Source organism: Pyrodictium brockii, assembly GCF_055379715.1.
Genome location: NZ_AP042401.1, coordinates 334,494 through 348,876, shown reverse-complemented (window position 1 = coordinate 348,876; position 14,383 = coordinate 334,494). Strand labels below are relative to the sequence as shown.

The following is a 14,383-nucleotide window of genomic DNA, read 5'->3' as shown; positions in this document are numbered from 1 at the left end:
CGTCCACCGCGCCTACCCGGGGCGCTAAGCCCTAAATCCTTGAGGCTGTGGCGCCGGCTCTCCTGGCCTGGGGGCGTAGCATTATGGGTACGGTGCTTCTCTCCTCGCTACATGCGCAGTACACGTCGCACAGGAAGGAGGAGACCAGCGGCGCCCCGGAGCCCCGGGGGCTGCCGGTGCTGGCTGTGAACTACAAGGCTTATCCAACAGCCTTCGGCAGTGCCGGGCTAGCCATAGCGCTCTCGGCCGAGAAGCTCGCGGAGCAGTACGATGGTATAGTGCGCTTCATACTGGCGGTGCCAGCTACCGAGATAGCTAGGATAAGCGAGGCTCTGGACAAGGTTGTTGTATACGCGCAGCACGTGGATCCAGTAGAGCCTGGCGCCTACACGGGCTTTATCCCGCTAGAGGCGGTCAAGGAGGCTGGAGCAAAGGGCACGCTGCTCAACCATAGCGAGCGCCGCCTACGCCTCAGCGACATAGACCTCCTGGTTAGGCGTGCTACAAGCCTCGGGCTGGAGACGCTTGTCTGCGCGGACACCCCCGCTGCCGCTGCTGCTGCGGCTGTGTTCGCTCCTACGATGGTGGCTGTGGAGCCGCCGGAGCTTATAGGTACGGGCTTACCTGTCTCCAAGGCTAAGCCGGAAGTGATAACATCCAGTATAAGAATGGTTAGGATGATCAACCCTGAGGTGCCGGTGCTTGCCGGTGCAGGGATAACCAGCGGCGAGGACGCGGCCAGGGCGCTGGAGCTTGGGGCAGCCGGCGTGCTAGTGGCCTCAGCGGTTATGAAGGCCAAGGACCCGGAGGCTAAGATGCTGGAGCTGGCCGAAGCCTTGGCAAAGGCTGCTGAGAAGCAGGGATAGAGTCCGCCGGCCCGGGGGGCGGAAGGGGTATAGAGCCCCCCGGCGGTGGAGACTCCGGAAGCCACGGGGCCACCCCGGGCTGGCTGGGCCCGTAGCTCAGCCAGGATAGAGCGCCGGCCTCCGGAGCCGGAGGTCCCGGGTTCAAATCCCGGCGGGCCCGCCACACGCCCCTGCTGGTCCACGCCACTCCTAGAGGGCTCCCGGCCGCCCCGGCATAGACGTGGCATGTGGGTCCAAGCAGCTCTGATATCTCCATCCACCCGGGCTGCTAGAGAGGGCTTCCTGGCCTTGTCCGGCAGGATTGCTGAAGGGGGCACACTGGGGTTTAGAGAGGCCTTCAGCATCGGAGTTGGGGGCATGATTGGTGGCGGTATATTCGCCGTCCTGGGCCTCAGCCTGCAGCTGGCGGGGGCCGGGGCCCCGGTGGCGTTCCTCCTCGCCGGGCTCGTTGCGCTTGCTACGGCCTACTCTTACGCAAGGCTCACCATGAGGTACCCGAGCCGCGGCGGCACGGTGGAGTTCCTCGTCCGGGGCTATGGCCCCGGGCTGGTGGCCGGCGGGCTCAACATCCTCCTCATAGTGAGCTACACGGTTATGATATCGCTTTACGCCTACGCTTTCGGGAGCTATGCTGCCAGCCTGGCCGGCGGCGGCCGACTGCTCTCCCACCTCCTGGCTAGCCTGGTTATAGTCGTATTCACCCTCGTCAATGCGCTCGGCGGGCTAGTGTCAAGCAGGGTTGAGGATGCGCTCGTGTTCTTTAAGCTGGCCGTCCTCCTCCTGGTCGCCCTGCCGGGGCTGTTGATGGTTGAGTGGAGCAGGTTCTCCCCCTCCAGGTGGCCGCAGCTATCAAGCATAGTTGTAGGAGGGATGATCATATTCCTAGCCTATGAGGGGTTTGAGCTAATAGCCAATGCGGCGGGCGAGGCCTCCTCCCTGGAGGACTTGTCAAAAGCCTACTACGCCTCGGTGGCCACTGTGACAGCTGTCTACATCGCTATAGCCCTCGTGTCCGCCGGCATACTCTCGCCCTCTGAGGTCGTGAGGGCCCGCGACTACGCGCTCGCGGAGGTGGCCTCCAGGGAGATGGGTTCGGCGGGCTTCTATACCGTTGTTGCGGCCGCCCTGGCCTCGACGGCCTCAGCGATAAACGCTACCCTATATGGTACAGCGGGGATAAGCTACGTGGTGGCTAGGTATGGGCAGTTGCCGCGCGTAATGGCCAAGAGCGTCTGGAGGCACGCCCCCGAGGGCTTGTTAATAATAGCGTTGGCCTCCCTCGTGCTCGTGAACACTGAGGGACTAGAGGCCATAGCTTTCGCGGGCAGCGCTGGCTTCCTCCTCATATTCGCCATGGTGGACCTCGCCGCCTACAGGTTGCGTAGAGAGGCCAAGGCTAACCCCCTTCTAGCCCTCACGGGCTTCCTCTCATCGCTGGCTGTCCTGGCGCTCCTGGTGGGCTACACTGCTGCCCGCGAGCCGGGCCAGGCGGCGCTCTTTCTGCTCCTCCTGGCGGGCTCGTTCGCCGCGGAGTGGCTCTACCGGGCCGCTACTGGCCGGAGGATAGCCGGCTACATAGACTATCGGCTCGTTGAGAGGGAGAGGCTGAAGATGGGGTGGAGGCAGTGGATCCCACGGGTAGTGGCGGTGCTCAACCGCGTACTCAGGGACTTCGAGCTCTATCTCGTGGGCGGCATAGCCCGTGGGGAGCTAGAGCAGTCGCACGACGTGGACCTCCTTGTAGCCACGAGCGAGAAGATGTCATCCAGGAAGCTCGAGGCCAGGGTTAGGAGGGAGGCGGGGCTCCAGTTGCACCCCCTCCATATACACGTCTCCTCGCCCCAGGAGAAGGAGAAGTGGCTCCGCCGCAGCGGCCGCTACCTAAAGCTTACAGAGAAGAAGCCGGCTGAGCAGAGGAGGACCAGCTAGCGGTAGCGGAGCGCCACCGGCTCCACCCGGATACTCGGCGGCGGTTACAAGCCTCATTCCTGCCTCTCCGTCTCCCTCCAAACCTCCATAGTCCTCTCCCGGGACCTCGGCTCCCTAGCCAGTGGTGATCATATGTAGCGAGATCCAGCCTAGAGGCCCCTGATTATCCTTACAGCGTTCTCCACGGCTCTCCTAAGCTTCGCCCGGTTGAGCATGTAGCCTAGCAGGTACATCGGAGGCCCATCAACTCCACCCAGTGGAATAGAGGCCCCGTAAACCTGAGCTTCACGCCCTGGTGCTCGAAGACTCTACCATCGGCGAAGAGAACCCTGGTTCCGCCAGCGTCAAGCTCTGGTATTCTCCTCGGCCTCCTCCACTCCCCGGCTCTCCGCATGAACCACGTCCTGTCCTTCTCCAGTAGCTCCCTCCTCCTAGACGGGTAGTCTCCAATAATCCCTGCTCTAGCCTCTCGCAGCTCGGCTCGAAGCACGACAATAGAACGCTCTCATACCCGTGAGGCGGTACTATTATACGCGCGGTGGATGCACCGGCTGTCTCTGAGAAGAAGCTGACAGGGATGGAAGCGCCTACAGTGCTAGCTGAGAGGGTACAAGGTTATGACGTGTGACGCCTCCTTAAACCACCTTATCCACCATAGAGCGGATGGTTCCGATGCCGCTGCCCCGATGCCTCACATGCCTGGGAAGTAGTGCTCCAGCGACGTTGAAGCCAAGGCCATTATGGCTACTATATCGAGAGCCCTGTCTCCCGATATCCTCAAGGAGGTTGAGGACAGCTCAAGGACTACAATATCTGGCCTCTTCGCTGCCCCATTTCCGGTACACGTATAGGGGCCAGAGCAGGCCCCAGTGCGATCGCGATCACCTCTCCGGCGTTCCCGTCTCGCGTGCGGGTTTGACAGCATGCCTAGGGTTGGGCTGCTCCAGTACCAGCCGGGCCGCGAGCCCCGCGAGAGTGGTGAGCGTGTCCTAGAGATACTGTCACGTTCGAGGGTGGAGGCCGGGCTGATACTGCTGCCAGAGTACGCTAACGTCTACCCCGCCGGCCTCTCCCGTGATGGGCTGAGGGAAAGGGCCGAAGGCCTGGGGGACAGTGTCTTCCTGGAAGCCCTGGGCAGGGCCTCGACAGAATATGGTGCATATATTGTATCAGGTTTTCTGGAGAGGGGCGGGGACTGTCTATACAGCTCTGTGGTGTCTGTGAAGCCTAGTGGCGGGGTCGAGCTTCTCTACCGGAAGACTCTGCTCTTCGACGCGCTGGGCTACAGGGAGTCGAGCCTGCTCTGCCGGGGAGGAGAGCCGCCGAGAATCGTTAATGCTGCAGGGCTCCGTGTGGGCGCTCTCATCTGCTTCGAACTCCGCTTCCCCGAGGTGGCTCGCAGCCTGGCCCTGCGCGGCGCCGAGCTGGTGGCGGTGCCTACTGCATGGTACCGTGGCCCGGGTAAGGAGGAGCAGCTCCGCTTCCTCGCCCAGGCTAGGGCCTCGGAGAACACCGTCTACCTTGCTGTGGCCTCGGCTCTGGGGCCCGACTTCACCGGCCGTAGCATGGTTGTTGATCCACTGGGCTTCGTGGTTGTAGACGCGGGTGCCCGCGAAGGCTATGTGGAGGCTGAGGTCGACAGGGGCTATCTAGAGGAGGTACGCAGGCTCCTGCCCCTGCTCAGGCTCCAGCCCCTCGCGGCAAGGCTCATGGGGCTAGAGGAGGCCGAGCCAGGAGAGGACTAGTGTTGCTATCACAGTATACACTGCGCCCACTACAGCGATCTTGAGCAGCTGACGCCATGTAGGCTTCCTAGCCGCCGCACCGCCAACACCCAGGGCGAGCAGGTAGAGGCCGAGCACGTTGGACGCTGTGTAGCCTATGTAGAAGCCCAGAGGCTTGGCTAGTCCAAACAGCCTCTCGAGAACCCATGCAACAGCCAGCGCTATGGGCACGTTTACGAACGCGTCGTTCCACCAGGAGAGCGGGCTGAGAATGTAGCCTACGACGCCCACCAGGGCCCATAGGATCCTCTTCCTAGCGCCGGCCATCTCCGGGGCAGGCATAGCTCCCCGCCCTCGATATTCTCTACTACACCTACACTGAATTGATGTACACTAGATCACATTGTATTGTAACCCAAATATGGCTCTTATGCTTGCCTGGGAGCCGCCCAGAATCCATGGGGTTGAAGAGGCGGCTGCCGGCGATTGGAGGACACGGTGTAGACGCCATGGTACTTCCGGAGGAGGTCGCCGCTAGAGTGCTAGCCGAGACGGTGAGGAGCCGCACCTCGCTGCGCGACACAGCGACCAGGTTCTTCAGCCGCCACCCCGAGCTGGACTATATGAAGCCTGTCGTGAGGGTACTAACGCTGGGCGTTGCCCGTAACTACATCCTGCTTGACAGGGTCCTCACCAGCCTCGGTTATGGCCCAGCAAGCCATTCTACGAGGTGGATGCTTGCCCGCACGCTTGCCTACGAGGCGATAAGCGGTAAGCTGAAGCCGAGCCGCGCCCGTAGGCTGGCACCCCGCGCAGGCCTCGACCCGGAGAAGATCCTTGAGCTGCGCGGCGCGGATCCAGGGGAGTTCGTCCGGGGGCTTAGCGGGGTTGAGAGGCTTAGCGTCCTCTACAGCTTTCCGCGCTGGATGATAGAGGAGCTTATGGAGGCCTAGATACCCGAGCTGCCCAAGCTGCTTGCGGCCCTCAACCGGGACCCCGTGCGTTGGATACGCGTGAAGCCCGGCGTGGACATGGAGCGGCTGAGGGAGAGGCTCGGCCGCCAGGGGGTGGTTATTGAGCCGGATAGGGACCTCCCCGACGTTGCCAGGATAGTATCCGGCGACTCCATGGCCGCCAGGACCGAGGAGTACCAGAAGGGCCTCTACGTTATTCAGGACAAGGCCTCAGCCCTGGTCTCCTGGGTGGCCTCGCCCAGCGGGAAGGTGGCCGTAGACCCTACAGCAGGTGCGGCGGTGAAAGCGAGCCACATGGCCTGGCTGGGCGCCCGCTACGTCGTTGCAGGCGATGTTAAACCCTCCAGGCTGGTCGAGGCTAAACGGACCCGGGCCCGCCTCTCCATCGGGCACCTGGTAGACCTCGTAGCTGGAGACGCCCGCAGCCCCTACCTAAGGAGATTCGACACCGCAATCGTGGACCCGCCGTGTACCGATATAGGGAGGCTCCAGTACGAGCCCGAGGTTAAGCTCTGGCTTGGCCGCGGCGACCTACACTACTTCCGCAGGCTCCAGCTCCGCATAGTCTCGGCGGTGGCGGAGGCAGCTCCTCCACGCAGCACCATAGTCTACAGCGTCTGCACGCTGACCAGAAGCGAGACTATATGGGTTGTGAGGAGGCTCCTTGAGCGCCATCAGGAGCTAGAGCTTGTGGAGCCGGAGCCGGTGCTAGGGGAGAGGCCCCGCCGGCTGCCCAGGAGCCAGCGCCTACTCCCCCACTTGCACGGCACGCAGGGCTTCTTCATAGCCAAGCTGGTCAAGCTCTAGCGGCAAATCCATGTATAGCCCTCCGCCCTCTCCAGCCGCAGCCCCGGGGGACACGGGCAGCGGGAGGGAGACTCCATCTTGTCTATGCAGGTTACAGTGAAGTATGACGACGTATATAAAGCGCTCGAGCCTCTGAGAGGCATAAAGCTCCGTGGAAGCATTCAAGGGCCTCCCCTTTCGAGGCTCCCGCTCCGCGAGATAGTGGAGAAGGGACTAGGCCACGCGGTAGTGGGCGTTGAGGAGTACAGGGGCTCAAGGATAGTCGGGGTAAGGATAACAGACAAGCTCTACCTGGCCTGCCACTTCGGCACCGAGCAGCCCGACGACTTCTGCGTAGCCCTTGAGGCAGAGGACGCCTGGAAGAGGATAACCGATGCAGCCGACAAGCTCTCAAGGCTGATGAAGGAGTCTTATACGCTCACCCTGTCCGCCATAATCCATGCTCTGCAGGGCATACTCTCGGCCGAGGAGGAGGAAGTAGAGGAGATAAGCGACCCCGACCAGGTTATAGAGGAGCTGCTTACATGGCTGCCAGAATACATCGCTGTGACGGAGTAGGTTCTCCTCTCCAAGCGTTTTGTGCCCAGGGCTACGGGGCCTGGAACGGATACCCGGGGTCATCCCCCTTCTGCGCCGTTACGCGGCGCAGTCACCCCGGGCGATACCCGGGCCATGACCAATTACCGCTCCCGGCCCTCCTAATTAAATCGTAGCCTGGCGCCTAGGCTGTGAACCGGCCAGGAGGAGCAGATGGCAGGGGGTTGCCGAGGGCCCGCGCGGCCCCCGCACGCCAGCCGTAGGGGCCCAGGGCAGGGGGCCCGGCCGTTGCCTCACCCCGTGGCCCCGCGAACGCCGGGCGTCCGGGGTTAGGTTGCTCCCTTCCGGGCCTGGCCTGGTTCCCCCGGTAAGGGCGGTAGCCTCCCTCCCTCCGGAGGGGGCTCCGCCGCCGCCGGCCCCGCGGGACGGGGGTCATGGGTCGGCCGGGTCTGCCCTGGACCACTACGGCCGACGTGCGGGTTACTGGCCCCCGCATTACGCCCATTTCGGGGCTCGGGGGAGGGCGAGCCCCCGGCCCTACCCGCGCGGAGCCCTCCTCGGCCCCCCGGGATTTTCCCCTAGGCCCGCTCTTATATCGCTTGTAATCCATGCGAGTAGGTGCCACCAGCCATAGTCGATGAAGGGGCCTAGGCAGGGCCCCTTGGTGAGCATGCATGCAGCTCTCACAAGCCTGCCCGCGAGCAGCGCTACCGGGGCCACGGGCTCCCGGGTTTCCGGCCTCTCCGGCGGCTCAAGGCTATCGAGTATCCTCGCCTCCGCCCGGAGCCCCCTAGCCTGGAGGAGCCTGGCAATCAGTTCCAGGTCTTCGGACTGCCCCCTCACTAGCCGGCGGGCCTTCAACGCCACAAGCATTACACGGTCCAGGCCGCGCCTCTCAAGCTCCTCGGCCACGGCGGCGGCGGTGACCGAGGGCGGTATGTGGGCCGCGTTAACCCCCTTCTCTCGGAGGCTGAGCCAGTGCCCACCCCGGGTGAACATGAGCAGGTAGACACGTCTACACCTACTACACCTCTTGAACTCCCTGAGCGGGATGGCCTCCAGCTCTACCCCTGCCAGCTCTCTTATACGTGCAGCCAGCTCCTGCACCCTCCGGTGCTCCGAGGGATCCCCGGGCTCGTGGTAGACTATGAGGAACTCTGGCTCCCCCATAGCGTCCAGACCCAGTAACCGGTAACTCCTCTTGCTGAGCCCTGGCGCTATGTAATAGATTAGCGCTGTGGCAGCACCTATAATCCCTGGTGGTGCGCCTATACCTCGTGGATGCCCAGGCTGCCCCTAGCAATGGTGTCTGCCATGCCCAGGTTCCCCGAGCTGCGTCCCCGTAGGCTAAGGCTGACCAAGGCGATAAGGGACCTCGTGGCAGAGACGGCGCTCACGGTGAACGACCTCATATACCCCGTATTCGTCCGTGAGGGCATCAACGAGCCCGAGCCCATAGCGGCAATGCCCGGCCAGTACCGCTACCCTGTCGAGAAGGTAACGGATATAGTGTCGAGCGCTCTAGAGCTCGGCGTCAAGGCCTTCATCCTCTTCGGGGTGGTCCCGGACGAGAAGAAGGACCATACGGGCAGCTACGCTTACGACCCCCGGGGCCCGGTGCCTAGAGCCATTAAGGCTATACGCCGCGACTTCGGCGAGGAGCCCCTGATCTTCACCGATGTATGCATATGCGGGTATACGAGCCACGGGCACTGCGGGATACCCGTTGAAAAGAGAGGCAGGAAGCTGATAGACAACGACTCGACGCTCGAGGTCATATCCAGGATGGCTGTCACCCACGCGGAGGCCGGCGCGGACTTCGTAGCGCCCTCGGGAATGATGGATGGGATGGTTAAGGCTATACGAGAGGCCCTCGACCGGGAGGGGTTCAGCGAGGTAGGCATAATGAGCTACGCGGTGAAGTATGCTAGCGGCTTCTATGGCCCCTTCCGAGAGGCTGCCGGCTCCGCCCCCAGGTTCGGGGACCGGAGGAGCTACCAGATGGACCCCCGCAACGCTATGGAGGCTATAAAGGAGTCTATGCTCGATGTTGAGGAGGGCGCCGACATACTGATGGTCAAGCCTGCCCTGGCCTACCTTGACGTGATAAGGCTGGTCAAGGAGAGTTTTCCCCACTACCCGCTGGCAGCCTATAACGTGAGTGGCGAGTACTCGATGGTGAAGGCTGCGGCCGAGAAGGGCTGGGTCGACGAGAAGCTGGTCACCTTCGAGATACTCACGGCGATCAAGAGGGCCGGTGCGGACCTAATACTAACCTACCATGCGCTCGACGTGGCGAGATGGCTCCGCGAGGGCTACAACCCGTTCTAATTTCTAAATCCATTATTTCCTCCCCTGCCCGCCGGGCCAGCGCAGCCTCGAGGGCTCAAGCCAGACTTTATAGAGGGATTAGCGCTGTGCCAAGAAGCTAGGGGCTCTCAATGGAGAGGTATCCGGCGCTGAGCAGTAGCGGCGAGGTAACAGGGTACGCTGTTTCATCGGTGGAGTTCAGTGTACTGTATAGGCCGGATGGTAGCCTGCGCGGCCGCTACCTCTGGCTGGATGCCGAGGAGGCTGTGAGGATAGACAGCTTCCTATCGGGAGGCGTGCTTGGGGCTGGCGGCGTCCAGGTGGAGTACGCGAGGCTGGTCGAGGACATACCGTGGCCCCTCGTCTACGTGGCCTGGGACCTGGATGAGTACGTTGACTGGGTCTACAGGGAGTACGGGGAGAAGCTCGAAGGCAAGACCGTGATGGTGAACTTCAGCGGGGGCAAGGACAGCACTGCAGCGCTGGCGGTGTTGGCGCGGCTGCAGGAGCGTGTCCGCGGCCTCCACGTCTACGCGGTCTACAGCCACGTCTCCTACCTGGAGCCGCCCAGGAACATAGACTTCGCAGTCAAGGCTGCGGAGAGGCTCGGCGTGGAGATAGAGGTTGTGGAGGCTGATAGGGAGCTTATGAGGAGGAGGCTGCTGGAGGAGGGGCTCCCCTACCGTGGGAAGCGCTGGTGCACCTACATGAAGCTACGGCCTATAAAGAGGCTGAGGAAGGCTAGGAGGCCCGACGCTATAGCCGACGGGGACCGGATGACAGAGGCGTTCAAGAGGTTTAACAGGCTGTACCGGATGTCCCCCAGGAGGCCCAGGCTCTATGATGGAGGCAGGATAAGACCGATATACATATGGACTCTCCTGGACGTTGCGAAGATCGTGCGGGACCTCGGCCTAGTGCACCCGGACTACCTCCAGGGGCTGCCCCGCGTTGCATGCCTAATGTGCCCCTACAAGGCGCTCCACGAGTTTAGCGAGGATGAGATGGACCTACTCGAGGATCCGGGCCTCATAGAGGAGGCGATTAAGACTAGCTACCGGCGCTACTACAGTGATACCGGGATCCCCTGGGAGGAGTTCCGCCGTCAACACCTCTGGAGGCATCACCCCGCTGTAGCGGTGAAGCTCTACCGAGTGAAGAAGACGGTTGAAGGCATGGATCTGGAGGAGATAAGGCGCAGCAGGCTGGAGGCAGCGTATCGCAGCCTCTGGGTCAACCCGCTGCCCAGGGCAAAGAGGGTGACGCCCGAGGAGGCGGTGGAGCTGATAGGCGAGGTCGTGGGCGGGGCCTACGAGGAGGCGGTGTCTAGGGCAGCTGAGGCCTCTAGGCTAGTTGAGGCCGAGCGGCTATCCGGGGGCCAGGGCTCCTGATATCCTCCGCAGGGAAGCGGGGTCATGGGGGCTCCTAGGCCCATCTACCGCTGCCGGGTCTGTGGCGTCTTCACTGAGGAGCCGGTGCACTGCGGCAAGCCTGCCGAGCTATTCATGACGCCTGAGCAGCGGCTCCGGCTGAGTAAGCTGATGAGCGCCCTCCTCCGCCACATACCTCATGAGGCGGGGCTCCAGCTGGACGAGCAGGGATGGGTCAGGGTGGAGGAGCTGGCCAGGGCTATTAGGGAGAGGTGGAGGCGACGCGACCTCTACCAGTGGGTAACGCCGGAGCATATAGTCGCGGTTGCCCTCCTCGACCCGAAGGGAAGGTTCCAGCTCTCCGAGGACATGCGCCGCATACGGGCAGCCTACGGCCATAGTATCCGCTTAAGGCTCGGCTACCGCCCCCTCAGCAGTAGGGAGCTGCCCCAGGTCCTCTACCATGGCACTGTTGTGGAGAACCTCCGGCCAATACTGAGGGAGGGCCTCAAGCCCATGAAGAGGCTAATGGTGCACCTCTCCGCCAGGCCCCAGGAGGCCCTCGAGGCGGCCAGGAGGCATGGAGACCGCGTAGTATTGCTGCATATAGACCCCCAGTGCCTAGCCAGCCGGGGCATCCCTGTGTATAGGGCTAGCCACGTGATGTATCTCGCCTCCCATGTGCCCCCAGAGTGCATAAAGAGGATTGAACGTCTCCAGGGCATGGAGACCCCCGTTTAAGAGAAGGGCCCGGGGCAGGGGCCGCATTGAGCGCGAAGTTCAGCCTCAACGGGCTACGTGTGCTGGTAACAGCCTCCACCAGGGGCATAGGCTTCTACGTGGCCCGGGGCCTTGCATCCTGGGGTGCCAGGGTAGCCATAGTGGGGCGCAGCAGAGAGTCGCTGACAAGAGCTGCCAGGGAGATAGTGAAAGCCTCCGGGGAGGAGCCCCTAGCGCTCATAGCCGATATGAGGAGGAGGGAGGACCTGGAGCGGCTCGTAGATGAGGCGTGGAGCGGCCTGGGAGGCCTAGACGCCCTCGTATTCAATGTTGGCAACGTGTCCTGCGAGCCATGCTACCTGGACCAGGCGGGCTACGAGGACTGGATGGAGGCTGCTCAGCTCCACCTCATAGCCCCGGGCTACCTGACGAGCCTCCTCCTGCCGAGGTTTCTCGAGCAGGGCCGCGGCTCGCTCATATACCTCTCATCGGTGACCGCTAAGGAGCCGATGCCGCACTTCACGCTCGCCGACACGGCCCGCGCGGGGCTGGTGCAGCTCGCCAAGAGTCTCGCCCGCCACTACGGCGGCAGGGGTATACGGGCGAACACCATACTCATGGGCAGCTTCGATACCCCTGGCGCCAGGAGCAACATAAGGAAGCTGGCCGAAATGAAGGGGGTCGAATTTGAGGAGGCGTGGCGCCGCTGGGTGATAGAGCTCACCCCTATGAGGAGGGTCGGCAGGCCGGAGGAGATAGCGGGGCTTGTAGCCTTCCTGCTGAGCGACGTGTCGGGCTACATCAATGGCTCTACGATAGTCATAGACGGGGCTATGACGGGGTGCGTGTAGCCCCTCCCGGGGGCTAGAGGGGCAGGCGGGAGAGCGTCTCCACCCTGTAAGTGGCGCTACAGCGGTCTCCCCTCTCTCCGGCTACACCAGTTAGCACGAGCACGCTGTCTATGCCAAGCCTCCTGGCGGCCTCTATGTCGGTGTCGCAGCGGTCCCCTATTGCCAGAGCCTCTCCCGGCTCTACGCCCCTCTCCTCAAGCACAAGACGGTACATGTAGGGGTTGGGCTTCCCGGCCACAAACAACGCCCTTGTACCGGTGGACCTCTCGAGCGCCGCTAGTATTGCCCCCGCGCCGGGCACATCGCCCTTCTCGGCAGGCATTGAGGCGTCGTCATTGGCTGCCACTAGCTTGGCCCCGCACCTTCTCACAGCAGTGTGGGCAGCCTTAAGCCTGGAGTAGGTGAGGTTCCTATCCAGGCCCACGACTACATAGTCTACCGGGCAGCGGCCTCCATCCGCAGCGCTCAACACTATATGGCCCTGGGCTAGTAGCTCCTCGACAAGCCCCTCCTCGCCCAGGGCGAGTGTTCTTGAGGGGCCCTCCTGCTCTCTGATCCAGCGCGCCACGGCATAGCCGCTAGTAACTATATCGTTCACAGCCACGTTGAATCCCATTATCTCTGTGAGGCGCTCCGAGTACACCCTCCTACTCCTAGTGGAGTTGTTGGAGACGAATACTATGGAGGCTCCCTTCTCCCTCGCCCTCTGCAGCCACTCGATGTTTTCCCGGAGGAGCCTAGACCCCCTCCACACGACGCCGTCAAGATCGACAAGGAGCAGCCTATATCTATCGGCCAGGCCCAACACGCTCATCCCCGTAGAAGCCCTCTATGGCTCCTGGAATCTCGGGGCCGCCTTAGCACGACCGGGAGGTCGGGTGCATATAGCCTAACCCCCCGCCTCTCAGCGTCGAAGTTCAGGCCCAGCGCCTTCACAATTACGCCCGCTTTAACGGCCTCCTCCACGAGGCCCGGTATCTCGGGGTCGCCCTCGGGGTTCGGGGCGAAGCCCCGGGCCCCGGGCAGCGCGGCTATAAATACAAGGGCAGCCCTTACACCCCGCCGAGCATGCTCTATAAGCTCGCGTATGTGCCTCCTACCGCGCTCAGTCGGGCAGTCCGGGTACATGGCTAGGCCGCCGGGCCCCATAAGCACGGCGCTCTTGGACTCCACGTAGACTTCTCCAGCCGGGCAGCGGAGCAGGAAGTCGAGCACCGAGCCCCCTAGTCGGGGCCTCCTCGAGGCCACCCTGCAGCCGGCTGCCCAGGGCACCAGGCCCTTGTCTACGGCGGCGGCGAAGGCATCCTCTTGTAGCCTGGTATCGACAACGGCGTAGCCACCGTTGTACTCCACTGCTATAAGCCTGAGCCTCGTTTTACCAGGCCTCCTGGCCGGTATGCAGAGGGCTCGGCGGCCCGGAGCCAGCACGTCGGCAAGTCTTCCGGTATTGGTGTTGTGGGCGAGTATCCTCTCGCCGCCGGCTTCCGCCTCGACGACGAAGCGGTTAACCCTGCGCAGCAGCCTACACTCTATCAGATTGTCAACCTGCAGTACTATGCTCAACACTGCGCCTCCCTTCTCGCTGAGCCTCGGACATGCATGTGCGTCGCTACCCTTTTATTCTGTATCAAGTTAACTCTTGTTAAACCGGAGGCTGTGGGCCATGGCCAAGGCGTTTGGCGAGCTAATATACACTCGGGAGGCCGGGGGCCCGGCCGCGTCTAAGGCAGAGACCCATGCGCCCAAGATAGAGGCGCCGGAGAAGGTGAGGAAGGGCGAGCCCTTCAATGTGACCATTAAGGTAGGCCCGCACCCTAACGAGGTGCAGCACTCCATACGCCGCCTCGAGATATGGTTCCAGGAGGAGGGCCGCGCCTTCAACCCGATACATATAGCCACCATAGACCTTGAGCCGGTGTACGCAGAGCCCGAGATAACTATAACTATTAAGCTGGAGAAGAGCGGCACCCTCTATGCGCTCGGCTACTGCAACCTCCACGGCCTCTGGGAGTCCCGCAAGGAGATAAAGGTAGAGTGAAGAGCCCCAAGTACTTCTTTTCCTGCAGGCCCGGCCTCTCCGCTTCCTCGGCCGCCGAGAGGCCCTTTTTGCCGGACACCGCGCCCTGGCTGTATAAGCCTCCACCTCTGTACTGCACGGCCGCGCCGTCCCGCCCACTCTCTGTACGGCTTCTCTAGGCATAGGGCCAACGGGCTGTGCTTCTCCCGGCGCTCCACCCGGCTAGGGGGAATCAGCACTCAAGACCCTCTTCACAGCCCGGCGCTGCCTCGGTGCAG

At 62.8% G+C, this 14,383-nt stretch carries 16 protein-coding genes, 1 tRNA gene and 1 other RNA gene; 12 read left to right on the top strand and 6 right to left on the bottom strand.

Going from position 1 to position 14,383, the window contains the following annotated elements; all coding sequences use genetic code 11:
- Window positions 1-83 precede the first annotated feature (83 nt).
- The 3 genes from tpiA to ACZ42Y_RS02000 all read left to right on the top strand — a co-directional run bounded on the left by tpiA (window position 84) and on the right by ACZ42Y_RS02000 (window position 2,795).
- Entirely contained in the window at window positions 84-866 is a 783-nt protein-coding gene (tpiA, locus tag ACZ42Y_RS02010) for a triose-phosphate isomerase (protein WP_083494574.1), read from the top strand.
- An 85-nt stretch (window positions 867-951) separates the two neighbouring features.
- Window positions 952-1,029: transfer RNA gene (locus ACZ42Y_RS02005), tRNA-Arg, on the top strand.
- Window positions 1,030-1,154: 125 nt separating this feature from the next.
- Entirely contained in the window at window positions 1,155-2,795 is a 1,641-nt protein-coding gene (locus ACZ42Y_RS02000) for an amino acid permease (protein WP_236698058.1), read from the top strand.
- 220 nt (window positions 2,796-3,015) lie between these two features.
- Here ACZ42Y_RS02000 and ACZ42Y_RS01995 read toward each other — a convergent pair whose 3' ends face one another.
- Window positions 3,016-3,285 (bottom strand): hypothetical protein, encoded by a 270-nt coding sequence (locus ACZ42Y_RS01995; protein ID WP_058370044.1) that lies wholly within the window; start codon window positions 3,283-3,285, stop codon window positions 3,016-3,018.
- Window positions 3,286-3,718: 433 nt separating this feature from the next.
- Here ACZ42Y_RS01995 and ACZ42Y_RS01990 point away from each other — a divergent pair, with 433 nt between their 5' ends.
- On the top strand, window positions 3,719-4,540 hold the full coding sequence (locus ACZ42Y_RS01990; protein ID WP_058370045.1) for a nitrilase-related carbon-nitrogen hydrolase: 822 nt from the start codon (window positions 3,719-3,721) through the stop codon (window positions 4,538-4,540).
- Here ACZ42Y_RS01990 and ACZ42Y_RS01985 read toward each other — a convergent pair.
- Window positions 4,511-4,861 carry a hypothetical protein gene (locus ACZ42Y_RS01985; protein ID WP_058370046.1) on the bottom strand — a complete coding sequence of 117 codons (351 nt, stop codon included), beginning with the start codon at window positions 4,859-4,861 and terminating at the stop codon, window positions 4,511-4,513. The genes ACZ42Y_RS01990 and ACZ42Y_RS01985 overlap by 30 nt on opposite strands.
- Window positions 4,862-4,953: 92 nt before the next feature.
- Between ACZ42Y_RS01985 and ACZ42Y_RS01980 the strand changes: the two genes are divergently transcribed.
- The 3 genes from ACZ42Y_RS01980 (at window position 4,954) to ACZ42Y_RS01970 (ending at window position 6,858) form a co-directional block, all read left to right on the top strand.
- Complete coding sequence (locus ACZ42Y_RS01980; RefSeq protein ID WP_464735563.1) at window positions 4,954-5,472, top strand: hypothetical protein; 519 nt, start codon at window positions 4,954-4,956, stop codon at window positions 5,470-5,472.
- Between the two features lie 45 nt (window positions 5,473-5,517).
- Window positions 5,518-6,300, top strand: coding sequence for an RsmB/NOP family class I SAM-dependent RNA methyltransferase (locus tag ACZ42Y_RS01975; RefSeq protein ID WP_464735562.1), 783 nt, complete (start codon window positions 5,518-5,520; stop codon window positions 6,298-6,300).
- Window positions 6,301-6,384: 84 nt separating this feature from the next.
- A complete protein-coding gene (locus ACZ42Y_RS01970) occupies window positions 6,385-6,858 on the top strand; it encodes a hypothetical protein (protein WP_236698181.1) in 474 nt (157 codons plus the stop codon).
- Window positions 6,859-7,073: 215 nt separating this feature from the next.
- Here the strand turns inward: ACZ42Y_RS01970 and ffs are convergent.
- Both ffs and ACZ42Y_RS01960 read right to left on the bottom strand, forming a co-directional pair.
- Window positions 7,074-7,385, bottom strand: an RNA gene (ffs, locus tag ACZ42Y_RS01965) — signal recognition particle sRNA.
- A complete protein-coding gene (locus tag ACZ42Y_RS01960) occupies window positions 7,375-8,007 on the bottom strand; it encodes a hypothetical protein (RefSeq protein ID WP_058370048.1) in 633 nt (210 codons plus the stop codon). Before ACZ42Y_RS01960 ends, ffs begins: the two co-directional genes overlap by 11 nt.
- A 111-nt stretch (window positions 8,008-8,118) precedes the next feature.
- On the opposite strand from ACZ42Y_RS01960, the gene hemB reads away from it, so the two are divergent.
- From hemB to ACZ42Y_RS01940, 4 genes are all read left to right on the top strand, one after another.
- Window positions 8,119-9,168: a porphobilinogen synthase gene (gene hemB / locus ACZ42Y_RS01955; RefSeq protein ID WP_236698061.1), complete on the top strand. Its 1,050-nt coding sequence runs from the start codon at window positions 8,119-8,121 to the stop codon at window positions 9,166-9,168.
- Between the two features lie 110 nt (window positions 9,169-9,278).
- A complete protein-coding gene (locus ACZ42Y_RS01950) occupies window positions 9,279-10,538 on the top strand; it encodes a phosphoadenosine phosphosulfate reductase family protein (protein WP_058370049.1) in 1,260 nt (419 codons plus the stop codon).
- 24 nt (window positions 10,539-10,562) lie between these two features.
- Entirely contained in the window at window positions 10,563-11,258 is a 696-nt protein-coding gene (locus ACZ42Y_RS01945; protein ID WP_058370050.1) for an RNA 2'-phosphotransferase, read from the top strand.
- A gap of 26 nt (window positions 11,259-11,284) precedes the next feature.
- Window positions 11,285-12,088: an SDR family oxidoreductase gene (locus ACZ42Y_RS01940; protein ID WP_464735561.1), complete on the top strand. Its 804-nt coding sequence runs from the start codon at window positions 11,285-11,287 to the stop codon at window positions 12,086-12,088.
- 13 nt (window positions 12,089-12,101) lie between these two features.
- Here ACZ42Y_RS01940 and ACZ42Y_RS01935 read toward each other — a convergent pair whose 3' ends face one another.
- Complete coding sequence (locus ACZ42Y_RS01935) at window positions 12,102-12,902, bottom strand: HAD-IIA family hydrolase (protein WP_083494387.1); 801 nt, start codon at window positions 12,900-12,902, stop codon at window positions 12,102-12,104.
- A complete protein-coding gene (gene sfsA / locus ACZ42Y_RS01930; RefSeq protein ID WP_058370053.1) occupies window positions 12,899-13,651 on the bottom strand; it encodes a DNA/RNA nuclease SfsA in 753 nt (250 codons plus the stop codon). Before sfsA ends, ACZ42Y_RS01935 begins: the two co-directional genes overlap by 4 nt.
- A 100-nt stretch (window positions 13,652-13,751) precedes the next feature.
- Here sfsA and ACZ42Y_RS01925 point away from each other — a divergent pair, with 100 nt between their 5' ends.
- Window positions 13,752-14,126 carry a class II SORL domain-containing protein gene (locus tag ACZ42Y_RS01925; RefSeq protein WP_058370054.1) on the top strand — a complete coding sequence of 125 codons (375 nt, stop codon included), beginning with the start codon at window positions 13,752-13,754 and terminating at the stop codon, window positions 14,124-14,126.
- The last annotated feature ends 257 nt before the right edge of the window (window positions 14,127-14,383 follow it).